Origin of the sequence: Caloramator australicus RC3 (genome assembly GCF_000297115.1) — a bacterium.
Lineage (GTDB): Bacteria > Bacillota > Clostridia > Clostridiales > Caloramatoraceae > Caloramator > Caloramator australicus.
Map to the genome: position 1 here is coordinate 1 of NZ_CAKP01000071.1, position 19,259 is coordinate 19,259.

The 19,259-nt window shown below is 34.3% G+C and carries 12 protein-coding genes, 2 pseudogenes and 1 CRISPR repeat array; of the genes and pseudogenes, 12 read left to right on the forward strand and 2 right to left on the reverse strand.

Annotated features, from left to right (window positions below; genetic code table 11):
- The first annotated feature begins 49 nt into the window (after positions 1–49).
- Positions 50–480: direct repeats of the CRISPR family, unit length 37 nt; unit sequence GTAGAAATGACCTTGACCTGATTGAAGGGATTATCAC.
- A 3-nt stretch (positions 481–483) separates the two neighbouring features.
- The 8 genes and pseudogenes from CAAU_RS06840 (at position 484) to CAAU_RS06875 (ending at position 12,920) form a co-directional block, all read left to right on the forward strand.
- Positions 484–1,008: a DIP1984 family protein gene (locus CAAU_RS06840; RefSeq protein WP_008908700.1), complete on the forward strand. Its 525-nt coding sequence runs from the start codon at positions 484–486 to the stop codon at positions 1,006–1,008.
- 377 nt (positions 1,009–1,385) lie between these two features.
- The gene (locus CAAU_RS06845) at positions 1,386–4,493 is read left to right on the forward strand and encodes a DUF499 domain-containing protein (RefSeq protein WP_008908701.1); all 3,108 of its coding nucleotides are present in this window, start codon (positions 1,386–1,388) and stop codon (positions 4,491–4,493) included.
- Positions 4,493–5,055, forward strand: a pseudogene (locus tag CAAU_RS06850) (DUF3780 domain-containing protein). Before CAAU_RS06845 ends, CAAU_RS06850 begins: the two are co-directional and overlap by 1 nt.
- A gap of 12 nt (positions 5,056–5,067) precedes the next feature.
- Positions 5,068–7,950, forward strand: coding sequence for an anti-phage-associated DUF1156 domain-containing protein (locus CAAU_RS06855; RefSeq protein ID WP_008908704.1), 2,883 nt, complete (start codon positions 5,068–5,070; stop codon positions 7,948–7,950).
- Positions 7,951–7,962: 12 nt separating this feature from the next.
- On the forward strand, positions 7,963–10,683 hold the full coding sequence (locus tag CAAU_RS06860; RefSeq protein ID WP_008908705.1) for a phospholipase D-like domain-containing anti-phage protein: 2,721 nt from the start codon (positions 7,963–7,965) through the stop codon (positions 10,681–10,683).
- 1 nt (position 10,684) lies between these two features.
- The gene (locus CAAU_RS06865) at positions 10,685–11,434 is read left to right on the forward strand and encodes a M48 family metallopeptidase (RefSeq protein WP_008908706.1); all 750 of its coding nucleotides are present in this window, start codon (positions 10,685–10,687) and stop codon (positions 11,432–11,434) included.
- 100 nt (positions 11,435–11,534) lie between these two features.
- Complete coding sequence (locus tag CAAU_RS06870; RefSeq protein WP_008908707.1) at positions 11,535–12,188, forward strand: lecithin retinol acyltransferase family protein; 654 nt, start codon at positions 11,535–11,537, stop codon at positions 12,186–12,188.
- A 15-nt stretch (positions 12,189–12,203) separates the two neighbouring features.
- A complete protein-coding gene (locus tag CAAU_RS06875; protein ID WP_008908708.1) occupies positions 12,204–12,920 on the forward strand; it encodes a rhomboid family intramembrane serine protease in 717 nt (238 codons plus the stop codon).
- 61 nt (positions 12,921–12,981) lie between these two features.
- Here CAAU_RS06875 and CAAU_RS06880 read toward each other — a convergent pair whose 3' ends face one another.
- The gene (locus CAAU_RS06880; protein WP_040306165.1) at positions 12,982–13,143 is read right to left on the reverse strand and encodes a zinc-ribbon domain-containing protein; all 162 of its coding nucleotides are present in this window, start codon (positions 13,141–13,143) and stop codon (positions 12,982–12,984) included.
- A 195-nt stretch (positions 13,144–13,338) separates the two neighbouring features.
- Here CAAU_RS06880 and CAAU_RS14600 point away from each other — a divergent pair, with 195 nt between their 5' ends.
- Genes CAAU_RS14600 through CAAU_RS06890 form a run of 3 tightly spaced genes read left to right on the forward strand, consistent with a single transcriptional unit; the run spans position 13,339 to position 15,986 of the window.
- Positions 13,339–13,494 (forward strand): hypothetical protein, encoded by a 156-nt coding sequence (locus CAAU_RS14600; protein ID WP_008908710.1) that lies wholly within the window; start codon positions 13,339–13,341, stop codon positions 13,492–13,494.
- Positions 13,467–14,729, forward strand: coding sequence for a magnesium transporter MgtE N-terminal domain-containing protein (locus CAAU_RS06885; protein WP_008908711.1), 1,263 nt, complete (start codon positions 13,467–13,469; stop codon positions 14,727–14,729). The genes CAAU_RS14600 and CAAU_RS06885 overlap by 28 nt, the downstream gene beginning before the upstream one ends.
- Before the next feature lie 9 nt (positions 14,730–14,738).
- Positions 14,739–15,986, forward strand: a complete 1,248-nt coding sequence (locus tag CAAU_RS06890) for an Nramp family divalent metal transporter (protein WP_008908712.1) — start codon at positions 14,739–14,741, stop codon at positions 15,984–15,986.
- Positions 15,987–16,038: 52 nt separating this feature from the next.
- Here the strand turns inward: CAAU_RS06890 and CAAU_RS06895 are convergent, their stop codons facing one another.
- Positions 16,039–18,783, reverse strand: coding sequence for a carbohydrate binding domain-containing protein (locus CAAU_RS06895; protein WP_008908713.1), 2,745 nt, complete (start codon positions 18,781–18,783; stop codon positions 16,039–16,041).
- A gap of 187 nt (positions 18,784–18,970) precedes the next feature.
- Here CAAU_RS06895 and CAAU_RS14250 point away from each other — a divergent pair.
- Positions 18,971–19,259, forward strand: a pseudogene (locus CAAU_RS14250) (hypothetical protein); the annotation flags it as partial.

Here is a 19,259-nt window from a genome sequence, read left to right on the forward strand (position 1 = left end):
TTATCACATTCCCTATCATTTCCTGCAAACTATCTGCCTTATTTATCATGTAGAAATGACCTTGACCTGATTGAAGGGATTATCACAAGCATTTGAATTGAGAACGCATTTGATAAATATAACATACGTAGAAATGACCTTGACCTGATTGAAGGGATTATCACGGCTTTTAGCCCCTTTACTTTACCAGAGTGGGTTGTCGTCTATGTAGAAATGACCTTGACCTGATTGAAGGGATTATCACGGCTTTTAGCCCCTTTACTTTACCAGAGTGGGTTGTCGTCTATGTAGAAATGACCTTGACCTGATTGAAGGGATTATCACTGATTTGTTTTTCTACTGCTGCTTCGATCTTTGGATATTTCATTGCGTAGAAATGACCTTGACCTGATTGAAGGGATTATCACCAGTTGCTGCCATCACATTGAAACAAATAATTCCAAGTAGAAATGACCTTGACCTGATTGAAGGGATTACTATTGCATGAGAAATAAGAAAGGAGGGATTTTTACGAATCTTAATGAAGCAAGGCTGCTTTTAGATAGGTATAATAATGACTTGGCAACATTATATTCTGAGCTTAAAAATAATGTTGTAATTCAAAAAATTAAAGAATTGAATGGGACAGAAGAAGTACTGAGCAACACAAAGAGTTTTGTTGAAATTTATACTAAAATAGTTGAATTAATAAATAATATAAACAAGTTATCTTCAGAAATAAATAAAGCTAATAATGAAATTGAATGCATGCCAGGGGTTACAATTCAAAATGCGCTATCCTCTTTAAAATCTCTTAGAACTTTGCGTTCTAATTTGTCGGCAATATATACATGCAACAGCTTTAAACAAAGAAAATCTGACGTAAATGGTAGTTCTTACTATTTAATTCAAGAATTAAATTTTGATAAAGAATGGCTCCAAAAAGAAATAAATAGAATAAGTGAAGAAATAGATAAATATGAAGCTGCAATATTAAAGGCTAACAATGAAGCTCAGATTGAATTTTGATGTTAACGGTGCACAGCTTCAAATATATACTGCTTACATTCTGTAGGCAGATATATATTTTGAATAGGTATAGTTATGCGATTTAGTTTTTTTAGCACAACTAACAATTTACATGTTATACTTTATTTTCTTAATATTACACTTTACATTTACAGGTTATATTTTTTGTTTTTTTAATTAATTATTTTTCATAACTACCTCAAGCTGTGCACTGTTAATCATATCATACATGTGTTCTGCGGGCGGCATATGTATGATTAACTTTAGCCCGCAATTTTATTTTTGTGATAGCTTGCCATATTTAGTTAATTGTAAACATATCTTAACTAATATATAATTATTAATAATAAAAATATTTTACGAAGGGTGGGGTAGTTTTGAAGACTTTACTAGAATTATGTAAACCAAGGGAAAGTGTATTTGATGAAACAAAAAGGGATGATGTTTTGGATTTAACGGACCTTATAGAAAATAGAATAAATCCTGAAGAATTTTTTGAAGAAAACTATTTTACTCAAGGAATGAAAATATTATTTGATACAGCATTTAAAAGGTTCCATAGACAAGGACAAACAGGCATAATAAAGCTTACCCAATCCATGGGTGGCGGTAAAACTCATAATATGATTGCCTTAGGTTTACTTGCAAAATATCCAAGAATAAGAGAAAAAATATTAGGAGAAAAATTTAAAAATAGCCATCTTGGTGAAATAAAGGTTGTTGCATTTACAGGGCGCGAATCCGATGCACCATTTGGGATATGGGGTTCAATCGCTGAACAATTAGGCAAAAAAGAATATTTCAAAGATTATTATTCACCGCTTCAAGCTCCTGGACAAACAGCATGGGTAAATCTGTTAAAGGGGGAGCCTCTATTAATTTTACTTGATGAGCTTCCACCTTACCTTGAAAACGCTAAATCTAAAGTTGTTGGAGATACCAATTTAGCTGTTATAACAACAACAGCTTTAGCAAATTTATTTAATGCAATAGCAAAAGAAGAGCTTTCAAATGTTTGCTTAGTAATATCAGACCTTAAAGCGAGCTATGAAAGCGGAAGCGAACTATTACAGTCATCCTTTAAAGAACTTGAAGGGGAGATAAATCGTTTTGCATTAAATATTGAACCAGTTCAGCAGGCATCGGACGAGGTATACCATATTTTAAGAAAAAGGTTATTTAAAGAACTTCCAAGCAAAGAAGAGATAAATGAAATAGCAAATGCCTATAAATCAGCAGTAAACGAAGCAAGACAAATGGGATATACAAGTATATCTGCGGAACAGATATATATAGGGATAAAGGATTCATACCCATTCCATCCAGTAATAAAGGATCTTTATGCAAGGTTTAAAGAAAACCCTGGTTTTCAACAAACAAGGGGCCTCATAAGATTAATGAGAATTATAATAAACCAACTATATAGGGGCGATGAACCGCTTGCATCAAAAAAATACTTAGTAAATGTTTTTGATTTTGACTTGAATGACCATGAAATGTTTACAGCAATAACACAAATAAAGCCATCATTATCAAACGCAATATCACACGATATAGCATCAAATGGAAAAGCAGTTGCAGAAATTTATGATAATACCATGAACGAGACATCGATGCAGGAGATTAGCAAATTAATACTTATAGCATCCCTTGCGGATGTTCCTCATGCATTGCTGGGACTTTCAGAACATGAAATAATAGGATATCTATGTGAGCCCAATAAAGATATAACGAGGATTAAAAGGGCTTTACATGAACTTGAAATGAAGGCATGGTATTTAACCCCAGATAGAGACGGAAGAATATACTTCCAAAATACAAAGAATATAATCGCTGAAATGAATTCTCTAATAGATTCCTATGATAATGAAAGTGCAAAGAAGGAGCTTAGAATATTCCTTGAAGAAAAATTTAAACCGATATTAGGAGACTGCTACCAAAAGCTTTATGTATTTCCACCGCTTGATGAAGTTCAGTTGGAGCAGGATAAAGTATCACTTGTTATTGTTGAGCCCTATGAGTTATCAAACGATTTAAATCCCGACGTTCAAAAATTTTATGAATATCAAAGATTTAAAAACAGAGTGATGTTCCTGACAGGACAAAGAAGAACGATGGAAAACTTATACGTAAAGGCTAAAGAATATAAGGCAATCAATATTATTATTAAAAGAATGAAGGAAGAAAGGATAAAGGAAAGTGATCCACAATTCCAAAAAGCATTGGATAAGCTAGACAAAATAAAGCTTGAACTCTTACAAGCAGCGAGGGAAACATTCCAATGCATATATTACCCATCGAAATACGGATTGCTAAAAGTTGATTTTATAATGCAGTTTGTCGGCAATGAATATAATGGAGAAAAACAAATAAGAGAAGTTTTAACATTAAAACACAAATTTACAACTGAATTAGATGATGAAAAATTAAGAAAAATGTGTGAAGCAGATTTGTTTACCCAAAAAGAAATGAGATGGCAGGATGTAAAGGATAGAGCAGCTACAAACCCGGAATGGCAATGGCATGAACCAAGCGCTTTGGATGGTCTGCTTGAGAATATGTTAAGGAAGGGAATTTGGAGACAAAATGGAGGATATGTAGATAAAGGACCATTCCCAAAGGAAAAAACCAGTGTATTAATTCAACAACTTAGATATGATGAAGATACAGGAGAAGCTGTATTAAGGCTTACTCCACAATATGGAGATAAGATTTATTATGAAATAGATGGACCTGCAACAACTGCATCTAAATTAGTTGAAAATCCGAATGAATTTAAGACGAATGAATTAAAATTATCATTTATTTGTGTAGATTCAAACGGAGAACATGAAACTGGAGAACCAGTTTATTGGACAAATAAAATAACTGTAAAGGGTAGAGTATACGATAAAAACGGAAAGAAAATTTTAGAATTAAGAGGAACTCCAAACGTGAAAATTAAATTTACGACGGATGGTTCTAATCCGAAGGAAAACGGCGGAATTTATGAAGGGGAAGTAGAAATACCTGATGATGCAGTTTTAGTATTAGCCGTTGCAGAAGGCAAAGGAATTTATTCAGAACAAATATCTATAAAAATAGAAAAGGGAGAAATTAACTCAAGAGAAATAGATAAATCAAAACAACTAACTCTTATAAAAACCTTCCAATTCCAGGATACTAAATCAACCTACGAAGAATTAAGTATTTTAAAGAAGCATGGTGTGTCTGTTGCTGATGTGAGAATAGTTATATTTAAAGTTGATTCTAATCTAAGGGAAGGCTGGATAGACTTAACGATAGGTAAGGATATCATATGTAAGCCTGATGCAATTGAATCGATGATTGATAATACAAGAAATGCATTGACAAATGATGGTAAGGTTAATATAACATTTGAATACAACAAAGCTATTTTTGAAACAGGTCAAAAGTTCTTAGATTATATTGCAGACAAGAAGAAAACATTAAACCAATTTGAAGAAAGGGAGATCATACAATAATGGCAAAGGAAACAATAGGCTTTGGATTTAATCCAGAGGAATCAGAACATCACTTTCTGGTTATAATCCCAAGAAGTCCAAATGCCAAAGTGATAGTTTACGAAAGATTTGCGTGGCAATATGATAAAGAAGTTCAGGAGATAGATATAAAAAGGGACATCCCCAAGGTAGAACTTACAAAACATAAATGGAAATTGATAGAAGACGCTTTAAAGACGGAATTCAATGAAAGATTAAAAAAGATAAATTACCAGTAGGAAAATGGCAAATAGGTCAAATTCCTGTCCATAGACTTCTTGGCAAGGAACTTGTTTTGCTTGCATGGGCAATAGAAGATTGTGACCCTAGTATAATACCAATTGCTATAAAAAATTGGCTTGGATTATCTAAAGAGGAGAGATGGTGGCTGTTTACTATGACTAATGCAGCAACAGGACATGCTAACGATAAACGCGGCTGGAGAAAAGCAATAAGGTATGCTTTAACAGAAAATCCAGTAGAAGAAACGGTAAAACAATTAAATCTTCTTGATTATGCTATACAAAGAGAAATAGACAAATAGAGGTGAGCTAAGATGGACAATTTATCATTTATAGAAGTCCAATTTCCGATATCAAAGGTATCAAAGGAAAGCTACAAAGAAAGAAAAGCAGGAAGTGGTCAAACACTAACAGGCCTTGGCAAATGGTGGGGGAGAAAGCCTTTAATACTTGTTAGAGCAGCCCTTTTAGGCCTTTTAATGCCAGCATCAAAGGACCACAAAAAAGACAGGGAAATATTTTTAAAGATACTTACAATGGATGAAAAGGGATTGGAACTTAGAAAGGATAAGTCAATACCTGCAGCGGAGGTATATAAATATTTAACTTCAAGTGAAAAAAGTAGATACTTTGTTGAATCATCAGGGAAAATGCAATATATCCCTGGATTGTCCAATGAAGAAAAACAAAATGCTCAAATGCTGGCGTTTAAAAGAATGAGCTATGATGAAAAATTAAAATATTGTAAAAGGCCTGAGGAAGTTGAATTGAAGGATAAAGATGAATGGGATAAGATAAATGAACATCTTGGAACCAATGCATATAGCCTTCAGGAGCTTGTAAGACAGCTGGGTGAAAAGAGATTTGGCAAAGTGCCAACTGTAGGTGACTGCTTTGCAGGGGGAGGAAGTATACCTTTTGAGGCAGCAAGGATGGGATTTGATGTATATGCATCAGATTTAAATCCAGTTGCAATGCTTTTAACTTGGTCTGCATTAAACATATTAGGAAGCAGTAAAGAAGAAATAGAAGAGCTAAAAAAGTTCCAAGAAAAAGTATATAACAAGGCTGATGCGATTATAACTAAATGGGGTATAGAACATAATGAAGAAGGCCATAGGGCAAATGCATATCTATATTGCAATGAAATTATTTGTCCAGAATGTGGATATAAGGTTCCGCTTGCACCATCTTGGGTTATAGGCAAAGGGACAAAAACAGTAGCTATCCTTAAGGATAATGGGCATGGTGGTTTTGATATAGAAATAAAGATGGATGCAACAAATGAAGAGATGAAAAAGGCTGAAAAGGGAACTGTAAGGGATAGTAAGCTTGTTTGCCCACATTGTAATATGGAAACACCAATTACAGCAATAAGAAAGGATAGAAGGCTTGATGATGGAACAATAGTTTATGGTTTAAGAAAATGGGAAAAGCATGAATTTATTCCAAGAGAAGATGATGTGTTTCAAGAAAGGCTCTATTGTATAAGATATGAAGATCAAAATGGTAATAGATATTACACAGCACCTACAAAGGAAGATTTGAAAAGAGAAGAAAAGGTAATTGAACTTTTAGGTGAAAGATTTAATGAATGGCAGGAAAAGGGCTATATTCCAAGCAGCATGATAGAAGAAGGATATGAAACTTCAAGATTATTAAGAGAAAGAGGATGGACTTATTGGCATCAGTTATTTAATCCAAGGCAGCTTCTTGTCCATGGACTTTTGATGGAACTTATTGATAAGGAGGCTAATACAAAGAAGGAAAAGGTTGTTGGGCTGTTAGGGGTGAATAGGTGTTGTAATTGGAATAGTAAACTTTCAAGATGGAATCCAGCAGGTGCTGGAGGCCTTGGGAAAGTTGAAGATACTTTTTATAATCAAGCGTTGAATACTTTGTATATTTATGGAACAAGAAGTATGTATTTTATACAGAATAGTTGGTTTTATGATATAGTAAATTTTGAAATAGATAAAACCTTGGTTTCTAAATTAGCAGATGCAAGAAATAACGATAATACTTCTACCTTTTGGATTACCGATCCTCCATATGCTGATGCTGTAAACTACCACGAACTATCCGAATTTTTCCTCGCATGGGATAAGAAAATGCTACTTGATGTATTCCCTGATTGGTATGCTGATTCAAAAAGGGCGCTTGCCGTTAAGGGAACTGGCCAGGATTTTAACCAAAGCATGATAGATATATATAAAAACTTAGCAGAGCATATGCCGGATGATGGCATGCAGATTGTAATGTTTACCCATCAGGCTGTGAGCGTATGGGCAGCCTTAACATTAATTTTATGGGCATCAGGGCTTAAGGTTACAGCGGCTTGGACAATTGCAACGGAAACGGAATCCGGAGGACTTAAGGATGGTAACTATGTAAAAGGAACAGTTCTTTTGGTTTTAAGGAAACAGCTTTCTGATAATATAGCATTTACTTATAAAATTTATCCCGACATAGAATTTGAAGTTAAAAGACAAATTGATAGTATGAGGGATTTAGATGATAAGGATGATCCTAATTTTAATGATGCAGACTACATTTTAGCAGCTTATGCAGCAGCCCTTAGAATATTAACTTCATATAAAAGAATAGAGGATATTGACATACAATACGAACTTTCAAAAATAGGGCAAAAAGGATATATTTCACCTATTGAAAAAATAATTGATGATGCCATAAAGATTGCATACGACTACTTAACACCGACGGGGTTTGATCCATTTACATGGAAGACTTTAACTTCTGAAGAGAGGTTTTATATAAAAGGCCTGGATTTAGAAAAGAGCGGTGTAAATCAGCTTTCGGCATATCAAGAGATAGCAAGGGGATTTGGAGTAAAAGAATATAAAGAGCTTTTATACAGCACAAAGGCAAATAATGCAAGGCTTAAAACTGCAAGGGAATTTGCTATGAGAAATATTGGAACAAGCGATAAATTCAGCAATTCTCTTTTAAGACACGTATTTGCTGCAATATATTTATCGATAAAAGAAGAAGATACAATGCACGGAAGAAACTGGCTAAAGAATGAGCTGCCAAGCTATTGGAGTCAAAGAAATACAATAATAAGCATACTTGAATTTATTGCAACTTTTGAGCATATAAGCAATATGAAGCATTGGGAAGAAGAGGCAAAATACGCAAAACTATTGATGGAGCTTATAAAACATGATGGGGTATAATGGGGTGGTATATTGATATATAGATACTCATCAAGAAGGCAAAAACTTGATAAAGCGTTCTTAGATGAAAAATTAAGGGGAGCATTAGCCTACGATAGAATAGCAGGCTATTTTAGCTCCTCTATTCTTGAAGTAGTAGGGGAAGCTTTAGAATCAGTAGAAGGAATTATTCGAGTTGTATGCAATTCGGAGTTATCTAAAGAAGACGTAAAAACAGCAAAAGCTGCAATGGAGGCACAAAGAAGGGAATGGTGTGAATCTGAGCCTGAGAATAGGTTTATAAACGCTGGGAACAGGTTAGAGAAATTATACAATCTATTAAAATCAGGAAAATTACAAATCAAGGTTGTCCCAAACGATGTTTTTGGGCTTATACACGGCAAGGCTGGGGTAATAACTTTAAAGGATGGAAGGAAAACATCCTTCATAGGAAGCGTAAATGAAACGAGTTCAGCTTGGAGATTAAACTATGAAATTCTATGGGAAGACGATTCAGAAGAGGCTGTAAATTGGGTGCAGGAGGAATTTGACTTTTTTTGGAATAGCCAATTTGCAGTTCCCCTTTCGGATTTTATTATTGAGGATATTAAAAGATTATCCAAAAGAAAAGTGATATATTCGGTTGAAGAGTGGAGAAAAAACCCAGACCCTGCTTCAACTGTTATTGAGTCACCTGTTTATAGGAAGGAACTTGGACTTTGGGAACATCAAAAGTATTTTATCAATCTTGCCTTTGAAGACCACAAAAAATCCTATGGAGCAAGATATGTGCTGGCTGATATGGTGGGACTTGGTAAAACAGTTCAGCTTGCCATGGCAGCACAACTTATGGCTTTATATGGAGACAAACCCATACTTATTATTGTTCCTAAGACCTTATTATGGCAGTGGCAGGATGAATTATACAACCTTCTTGATATGCCATCTGCAGTTTGGACAGGAAGGGAATGGGTGGATGAAAATGGATTAAAATACCCTTCAAACGGGGATATTAGCATAAAGAAATGCCCAAGGAGAATAGGGATTATATCTCAAGGGTTAATCACTGCCAATTCACCTGTTGTTGATTACTTATTATCCTTAGAATATGAATGTGTAATTGTAGACGAAGCCCATAGGGCACGGAGGAAAAAATACAATCAAGGCAACGATAAAACGATAGCCTATGAATCAAATCAGAATAATTTAATGAGATTTTTAATGGAAATTTCCAAAAGAACAAAGAGCATGCTTTTGGCAACTGCTACGCCAGTTCAGTTGCATCCTATTGAAGCTTGGGATTTGCTTGAAATATTATCTCAAAAAAATGATAGCGTTTTAGGGAGCAAATACAGTAAATGGAGAACCCAACCGGAGAGGGCATTAAATCTATTGTTGGGCAATGAAGAGTTTGAGGAATTTGATTTAAGTATTATCGATTGGATTAGGGATCCATTCCCACCTGAAAACGAAGAGGAGATTAATTTTGCAATTATAAGAAAACGTGCTGGCATGAAGGAAGATGATTTTGTCCTTAGTATGGATGTGATAGAATCGATGAAAAATACACCTGACTATAGAAAATTAGGAAGGGTAGTAAATAATAATACTATAAAATTATATAACCCTTTTATAAGACATATAGTAAGGAGAACCAGGGATTTTCTTGAAAATACAATTAACCCTGAAACAAATGAGCCATATCTAAAGAAAGTTGAAGTAAAGCTTTTTGGTGAAAGGGAAGAAGAGGCTATAGTATTACCGCCATATTTAAAGAAGGCCTATGGGTATGCAGAAGCATTTAGTGTACTTTTACAAAAAAGAGTAAAAGGCGGAGGATTTTTAAAAACGCTCTTATTAAAAAGAGTTGGAAGCACGATAATTGCTGGTAAAAATACGGCTGAAAAGATGTTATCTAATTGGAATTTAATTGAAGAAGATGATTACGAAGATGACGATGCTGAAAAAATAAATGAAGAAAGGGAAGAAATAAAAAATTTAACAGTAGAAGAAAAGGAATGTTTAAAAAGATTTATAGAATGTCTGGAGAATAATCAATCAAAGGACCCAAAATATGAATTGACTTTAAAATTACTAATCGATGATAAGTGGATAGAAAGAGGATGTATAATATTTTCACAATACTATGATTCGGCATTTTTTATTGCAGAAAACTTATCAAAGGATTTGAAACTTGAAAAGATTGGTCTTTATGCAGGTGGAGATAAATCGGGTATATTTATATATGGGGTATTTTATAGGAAAACAAAGGAAGAAATAAAACAGATGGTTAGAAAGCATGAATTAAGAGTATTAGTGGGGACTGATGCTGCCAGCGAAGGACTTAACCTTCAAACATTAGGATGCCTTATAAATCTCGACCTTCCTTGGAATCCAACCAGGTTAGAGCAAAGAAAGGGTAGAATACAAAGAATTGGTCAAATTTATGATGAGGTATATATTTATAACATGAGATATAAGGATTCTGTTGAAGATAGGGTGCATGAATTATTGTCAACAAGGCTAGAAAATATACACAACCTGTTTGGTCAGATACCTGATGTTCTTGAAGATGTATGGGTTAAAGTTGCATTGAATGAAATTGAAGAGGCAAAACATATAATAGATGCTGTTCCTAAACAACATCCATTTGAATTAAGATATAATCAAGTTAAAAGGATAAAATGGGAAAGTTGCGCCACTATTTTAGATAGCAATGAAAAAAAGAAATGCTTGATGAATGGATGGAAGTAAAATGAACAGAAAGGACATTGCCATGCCACATATAATCTACAATGGACAAAGGATTGATTATAAAGTATCTAAAAAGGGAAAAAAGATGATAACTATTAGAGTAAATGAAAAAGGGGAGGTTATTGTAACTGCTCCTCCTTTTGCAGATGATGATTTTATTCGTATGTTTGTTGAAAAGGGTGCAAATTTAATTTTAGAAAAGTTAAAGGAGCTTGGGAAAAATAAAAAGGATGAAAAGAAGAAAGAATTTAAAACGGGGAAAAGGCTGCCCTTTTTAGGGAGTGAACTTACTCTAAAGGTTATTGTGGATAATGTGGATAAAATAAGAGCATATAAAAAGGATTGTGAATTGATCGTTTGTGTTCCTATGCTTTTAGATAAAACTGAAAGACAGCAGCATATTAATGATATAATCATAAAATGGTATAAAGAACAGGCAAAGAAAATATTTAAGATAAGACTTGATTATTACAGCCGAAAATATGGATTTGAATATAAAAGGATGGCTGTAAAGGAACAAAGGACAAGATGGGGAAGCTGCTCAACTAAGGGGAATATAAACTTAAATTGGAGGCTTTTGTTTGCACCGATCGATGTTATAGATCATGTAATAATTCATGAGCTTTGTCATCTAAAACATCACAATCACTCAAAATCCTTTTGGAATGAAATAAAATCTATAGATCCCGATTACGAAAGTAAAAAGAAGTGGCTGAAGGAAAATGAAAAGTTGATATTTTCAATAATTTAGGGTAGGAGAAATCCTACCCTATTATTTTAAAATAAATATTTATAATGTTTACATTAATTGTTATAATATGTTTATAAAATTTTTATAGGAGGATATAAAGATGGGGTTTTTTAAGGATTTGTTTGATTTGGATGAATATGATTTAGAAGACGCTTTTAGAGATTTGTTTGGTCCGCGTAAAAGAACAATATTAGATGATTTTAATGAAGTTGTAATTGAACCTATAAGAGAAGAGTTGAATGATATTAAAGAAGAAATAAAAAGTAGCAATCAAAGGGTAAAAAATGAATTTAAGAAAAAGTGTAAGGAAATTTCCCCAGAATTAGGTGAAGCTGTAGAAAAACTTGACAGGACAGCAATTACAATACGTAACCATATTGAAGCAAGTTCTTCTAGATCTGCAAAATATTTAAGAAAAAGAGTTAAGTCTATAAATCAACTACAAGAGGGAGACCATTTATTTGTTGATGGGAAAATAGGTCCTGATATATATACCCACCATGGCCTATATGTAGGTGATGGTTATGTAATTCACTATGATAATGGGGTTGTGTGTGAAGTAACATATGAAGAATTTGATAGTGGTAGAAAAGTATATATATTAGATAGCCCAATTATATATTCAAGGGAAACCGTTGTTTATAGGGCTAGGATGAGATTGGGTGAAAACAAGTATGATTTATTTTTTAACAATTGTGAACATTTTGTAAGATGGTGTAGAGGAAGCGATGAATGGGAAATAAATAGAGATTAATTAGGAGGCAATTTTATGATACCATTAAGAGATGCAAATCCCAGCAGAAAAAAGCCTGTGGTTACCTTTCTTATTATATTTGTCAATCTAGTAATATTTATTTTTGAAACTTCTATGCCGCATTATCTTTTAGAGGATTTTTTAAAGGTGTTCGGCTTTATTCCTTTAATGCTAACTAAGTCCCTTTTGGAAGTTTTTAGTGGCAATATAGAGATTTATATCTTGCCTATATTTACAAGCATGTTTCTGCACGGAAGCTGGACTCATCTTATCAGCAACATGTGGGCACTTTGGCTATTTGGTGATAATGTTGAGGATAGGATGGGGCATTTTAAGTTTTTAGTCTTTTACCTAATAAGCGGTTTTATTGCAGCACTTGTTCATTATTTATTTAATTTTAACTCGCCGGTTGTGACGATTGGAGCCTCGGGTGCCATTGCCGGAGTTATGGGAGCTTATTTTATAATGTTCCCCTTTGCAAGGATAACAACTTTAATTCCGCTACTTTGGATTCCATTTTTCGTAGACATTCCATCTTTTATATATATAGGCCTTTGGTTTATATCCCAAATTTCAAACGGGGTTCTTACGTTGATAGGTCCTTTATATGGAGCAGGCATTGCATGGTGGGCTCATATAGGTGGATTTTTATATGGTGCATATGTGGCACCTAAATATAAAAGAAAAAGATATTATGGTTATATGGACAACTATTACGGCTTTTTCAGTTGAATTTTTTAGATTTCTATAGTAGAATATTAATGCATAAAAAAAGTAGCCTTTTGGCTACTTTTTATCTTGAAAAGTTTCTTTTTTCAAGCTTTTTTGCTCTTCTGCATTCTGGACATCTTTTTGGTTCGTTTTCGAATCCCTTTTCTTTGTAGAATTCTTGTTCTCCTTGTGTGAAGATGAATTCCTTACCACAATCTTTGCAAATTAAGTTCTTATCCATAATTCTCATTCCTCCTGGGAAAATATTTTGATTCAAAGACCCTACGCCCATTCCCAAAGAGGAATGCTAGTGACCTTTTGAATACTATATAACTATAACATATTATTATATAAATAGCAAGCATTATTTTAAATTATTTGTAGAACAATTTTCCACAAAGCAGTATAATGATAATGGGGTTACATAGAAGGAGGTGGTATGATGGAGGGTGGCCCTTATCCTAGTATTATTTACAATTTAATAGAAACAATAAATGGTAGGGGAACTACTGCTTCATCCATACTGCCTTATGTAGTTCTCCTGCCAAAAGGGGAGGAGGACGAGTTATGGAAAGGGTTAAAGGGTGCTTTGTAAGCTATATTTTAAACGCACCAGTTTACGACCAAAACGATATTTACCTTGGTAAAGTTATTGATATTATTGTAACATCAGATGAGCATCTCCCACAGGTTGAGGGAATAAAGCTTAAAAATAGAAATAATATAAAGGAAATCGCTTTTAAGAGCTTAAATATTTTCAAAGACAACAAAGGATACAAGGTCATTGTTGAAAACTATTATGAATACAAAAGGGAAAAGAATTACTACTCTCTATCAAACGATATTTTGGATAAGCAGATTGTAGATATTAATGGGAAGAGGGTTGTAAGGGTTAACGACCTAAGGCTTGCTGAAATAGGAGATGGATATAAGGTTGTGGCGGTTGATATAGGCTTTAGAGGTCTTTTAAGAAGGCTTGGAGTGTTAGAACCTTGTGAGTTTGTGCTTTCAAAGTTTGGTAAAAGGCTAAGCAACAACCTAATCATTTGGGATAACGTTGAACCAATTCAAGGTCAGATAGACAGAATAACTCTATCTATGCCCTATAAAAAGCTAAAGTCCCTTCATCCCGCTGATATTGCAGATATTTTGGAGGAACTTGATGCAAGATATAGAAGCGATATATTTAAAACCTTTGATGCAAGGCTTGCTGCAAATACCCTTGAAGAGTTTGAGGATGAATATCAGACAGATCTTGTTGAAAACATCGATGCAAGCTATGCAAAGGAGATATTCGAAAACATGCCTAACGATGAGATTGCAGATATTCTAGAGGATGTAGACGAAGAGCATGTTGAAAAGATACTTGAAAAGATGGATAAAGAGGATGCAGAGGAGATAAAAGAACTTCTTGATTATGACGAAGATACCGTAGGAAGCATAATGACCACTGACTATATTGCCTTTAATGAAAATGAGACGGTGGATGGAGTTATAAGAAACCTTAGGGAGACAAAGCCAAGTTCAGAAATTGCCTATTATCTTTATGTTATAGACGATGCTGGAAGGCTTGTTGGCGTGGTATCTTTAAGAGATCTTATAGTAGCAGATGGGGATGCAAAGCTAAAGGATATCATGAGAAAGAATGTAATTTATGTATTAGATGAGGATAACCTTGATGATCTTACAGAGCTTGTTACAAAATATGAGCTTCTTGCAGTTCCTGTTGTTGATAAGGATAGGGTCCTAGTTGGTATGGCAATTCTTAACGATATAGTTGACGAAGTTCTTCTGCCAAGGTGGAAGAAAATATTAAGAAGGTCAGCATAGGAGGACATCATGAGGATAAAGAGCAAAAGATTAAAAAATATAATTTTCATTTTAAGCGTTATAGGACCTGGCCTTATCACAGTTAATGCAGGAAATGATGCCGGAGGAATTGCAACCTATGCAGCGGTAGGAGCTCATTTTGGCTATAAAATGCTGTGGGGATTATTGCTTATTACCTTCAGCCTTGCGGTAATTCAAGAGATGAATGCAAGAATGGCTGTTGTAACAGGAAAGGGATTAGCTGACCTTATAAGGGAGCAGTTTGGTGTAAAGCTTGCCTTTTTTGCAATGCTAACCCTTTTCATTGCAAACTTTGGAGTATGCGTTGGAGATTTTGCAGGAATTGCAGCCAGCATGGAGCTGTTTGGGGTAAGTAAATTTATATCCGTTCCATTAGTTGCAGCCCTTACTTTATTCATCATTACAAGGGGTTCCTATTCTAAGATTGAAAAGGTGTTTTTAGCCTTTACCTTTGTTTTCTTTTCGTATATCATAACTGCATTTATCGTAAAACCGGATTGGAATTATGTATTTAAACAGATGATAACTCCCCAGATAGAGTTTAACAAGGAATTTATCTTAACCTTCATTGGAATGATAGGAACGACAATAACTCCCTATATGCAGTTTTATCTTCAATCTTCAATCGTAGATAAAGGCCTTAGCGTTGAGGATTACAAATATGAAAAGCTTGACGTTTACCTTTCAGCCTTTTGGGGGGATTTGGTTTCATTTTTTATAATAGTAACGACAGCAGTGACTTTATACAAAAATGGAATAAGAATAGAAAGTGCAAATGAGGCGGCCCTTGCCTTAAAGCCTTTAGCAGGGCAATATGCTTCAGCTTTGTTTGGACTAGGTCTGTTTGGTGCCTCGGCCCTTGCAATTGCAATAATCCCCCTATCGACTACCTATGCTATATGTGAAGCCTTTGGATTTGAGAGGGGACTTGACAACGACTTTAAAGAAGCACCGATCTTTTATGGAATATTTGCAGGTATGATTATATTAAGCGCTCTAATAGTTTTAATGCCTAAGTTGTCCTTAGTTTCAATAATGCTTGCAACCCAGCAGCTTGCGGGTATATTATCCCCAATAATCCTTATATTTATGGTGCTTTTAACAAATAAAAAGGCTGTAATGGGGAAATATACCAACAGCAGGGTCCAAAATATAATAATTTGGCTTACGGTGGTATTTATAATAGTCCTTTCAATAATAATTTTCCTATCACCAATAATTGAAAAAATCATATAACCCCACGAAGGATCTACCTTGTGGGGTTATATGATTTTTCTTCGAGGTTTATTTATTTTTTTATAAGAGTTATATTATCCAGATACACTTCGTGATTACCTATAATATTTGCGTCACCGATTTTGCCAAGGGCAAACACAATGTGGGCAACCTCATCGGTCTCAGAGTTCATGGTAAAAACAAAGTTAAAACGTCGCATTTCAGGGGTTAAAGTAATTGTTTGTGGTCCGAAATATTTTGCATAATCTCCACCATTTCTTTCTATCATGACCTGAATATCTCTTATAACTGACGACCTTGCATCAAAGGAAAGTTCGTAGGTTTCGCCTTTTAGTATGCTCAAATTAGATTGTGCAATTTGGGTTGACCAGAATTGTGGCCCTTCATAATAGATAGTTACTTTCATTTCTCCATTTTCCACTGCAGCAACTGAATAAGCACCATCCCAATCTGCCTTAAAATGTATCCAATATTCACTGCCAAGGTCAAAATTGCCGTTTTTAATTAGATTTGAAGAAGTATCGTCGTTTTCTGAAACAATTCCATATATAAATTTGAAGTAATTAAGATTAAATCCGCCCTTATTAGCATATATCCTTAAAATTTGTTCCCCCTCTTGTAGTTCAACAGTAGTTTTTACAGTAGTATAAGTATCCCAACTGCCTGTATATTTTAGGTCTGTTGAGGAAAGTATTCTGCCATTTGATATTATATCTATTTTACCTATTTTATCTGAAAAACCTCCTGAAACCCTAAAAAATACTGTATATATTCCTGACTTTTTAACGTTTATAATGTAATCCATCCAATCCCCATCGTCTATATATCCAACAGTCTCTCCCCCACCAATGTCTGAACAAGGTCCAACCAAAACTCCGAACATCTGATGATAGTTTTCGGCCTCGATGATCGCCTCCTTAGTATCATCTATAACCACTGGTTTAGCTTTTTTCTTTAAGAATATATTATCTAAATAGACATCCTTTGGGTCGTTTCCAAATAGGAATTGAAGAACATAAGGATTATCAGAGCTATCTTCTGTTGAAAATTCAAAACTGTATTTTTCCATTTCTCTAGTTAATGTTAATGATTTTGTAATATATTTATCGTTAGATTTAATGCTTACAATTAATGGCCTTGGTTGGCTGCTCCTTGCGTTAAAGGATAGGATATAAGTTTCATTTGAGGGTAATTTTATTCCTTCCTGATAAAGTCTTATATCATCAGGTGATTTGCCATTATTTTTAATATTTACATAAACCTCACGATTATCAGTTGAAATTATAGCCTTAGCCCTATTAGACACTTCAAATTTCCAGAATCCCAATCTTTCTTTACCTTGATCAAAGGTTCCGTTGTATATATAGTTTCCTGACTTAAGAGGTTCCCTATTTTGGTTAGGGTCGCTGTTTATATTATCAGAGATTTTTATTAATTTTACGTTATCCAAATATACAATTCCATCGTCTTTCCCAATATTAAAATCAAGTCTTGCAAAGGGGTCAGCCTCATTTTTCATTGTGAATTCATACGAATAGTTTTTCATTTCTGTAGTTAAATTAATCACAGTGTCACCAGAGTAGCTAATCCAAGAGCCACCCACCATAGTAACTTTACTTATTATACTTCTTGGTTTTGATGCCTTTGCGTCAAAGGATACCCTATATTTAGCACCTTTTTCTATAAATATTGGTTCTTGGGTAAGCTGAACCGAATAGGTTTCTGATCCAGGATTAAGGATTTCAGCTTTAAAAATACCGTCTTCGATAGAAGGAATAGCTTCTCCGCCGAGTAAAGTGTTAAAGCGCCAGTATGAACTTCCATCAACTCCATCAATTCTATCTACGCCCTCAACATCTTTATCAAATGTTCCATTGTAAATATAATTTCCATCTTCAAGGGTAGGTCTTACAGTATTATAATCGTAGTTAATCTGGGGGTATTCACCTTTGTATTCATATACTCGAACATAGTCTATAACAAAGCTTTTGGGGAAAATGCTATCATCTTTGGGGTTACCAGGAAGGTTACCGCCAACAGCTAAATTGATTTGAAGATAAAAATCCCTATCAAAAGGTGCTGGATAAGTATATGAATCAGCCTCATTAAGATTTCTACTATACCAATGTCTTTGAACTTGATATAGATTACCATCGACATACCATCGGAATTCTCCTGGTAACCATTCAAGCTCAAAGGTGTGGAAGTCATCTGAAAATTTTTTTCCATCAGGTAGGTAGTAGTCTTTACCTGTATATTTCCAAGGATTGCCGTAGTGAAGAGTTCCAAAGACTTTGTTTGGTTCACTTCCTATGTTTTCCATAATATCTATTTCGCCACATGAAGGCCACCCACCATACATATCCATATCAGAAGGCATCATCCAAATTGCAGGCCATAATCCTTGACCTTCTGGAAGTTTAGCTCTTATTTCGAACTTCCCGTAGGTCCATTCACCTTTGCCTTGGGTTGTTAATTTAGCAGATGTATATTTATTTCCACCATAGTCCTCACGTCTTGCTGTAATTATCAATGTTCCGTTTTCAACCCTTGCATTTTCTGGTCTTGACGTGTAGTATTGTAGTTCGTTATTACCAAAACCTCCTCCCCCCTCAACAAAATTCCATTTACTTTTATCAATGCTATCACCGTCAAACTCATCGCTCCATACCAGCTTCCAATTAGCATTGATATTTTTGCTTGATGTAGAGTTTTTCGATGCATTCACTCTTATAGAGTAAATTAAAAAAATTATGCAAAGAAGAACTGCAGATGAGGTTATAAGTATTTTTTTCACTAATATTCCCCCCTCTATTGTTTTACTTAATAGCCTTGAGCATAATTTTAAAGCCTTGAAATTACTAGCCTGCTATGGCTAAATTTTTTTATCACTCACAAATATATTTCATAGGATTTCCTCCTTTTTTGTCGAATTATATTAATATAACAACATTCAATTTAACAACAAAAAGGAGGAAATCTCTATGTATCAACGTCAAGAAATTTTTAACATTATTGAATTTTTTACTTCTCAAAAACTTATCAATTTTTATACAACCCTCTTTGAAAATCTTGATTTATCTCCATTACCAGATAAGGTCCCCTCTAAATACGGCCCTACTGGGTTTTCTCGCCATGCTCTTTTCAGAGCCTTTATTGTCATGAAATGTGAAAAATTTGCTCAAGTTACTGAACTTAAAGATTTCTTAGAAAATAATTTAATCATTGCTAAGCTTTGTGGTTCGATATCCTTAAGCCTTTACCTTCTTACTC

Coding starts and splice junctions, on each gene's coding strand:
- CAAU_RS06865 (WP_008908706.1), top strand. CDS start 10,685: ATGAACAGAAAGGACATTGCCATGCCACATATAATCTACAATGGACAA.
- CAAU_RS06885 (WP_008908711.1), top strand. CDS start 13,467: ATGGAAAGGGTTAAAGGGTGCTTTGTAAGCTATATTTTAAACGCACCA.
- CAAU_RS06875 (WP_008908708.1), top strand. CDS start 12,204: ATGATACCATTAAGAGATGCAAATCCCAGCAGAAAAAAGCCTGTGGTT.
- CAAU_RS06870 (WP_008908707.1), top strand. CDS start 11,535: ATGGGGTTTTTTAAGGATTTGTTTGATTTGGATGAATATGATTTAGAA.
- CAAU_RS14600 (WP_008908710.1), top strand. CDS start 13,339: ATGATGGAGGGTGGCCCTTATCCTAGTATTATTTACAATTTAATAGAA.
- CAAU_RS06890 (WP_008908712.1), top strand. CDS start 14,739: ATGAGGATAAAGAGCAAAAGATTAAAAAATATAATTTTCATTTTAAGC.
- CAAU_RS06840 (WP_008908700.1), top strand. CDS start 484: ATGAGAAATAAGAAAGGAGGGATTTTTACGAATCTTAATGAAGCAAGG.
- CAAU_RS06855 (WP_008908704.1), top strand. CDS start 5,068: ATGGACAATTTATCATTTATAGAAGTCCAATTTCCGATATCAAAGGTA.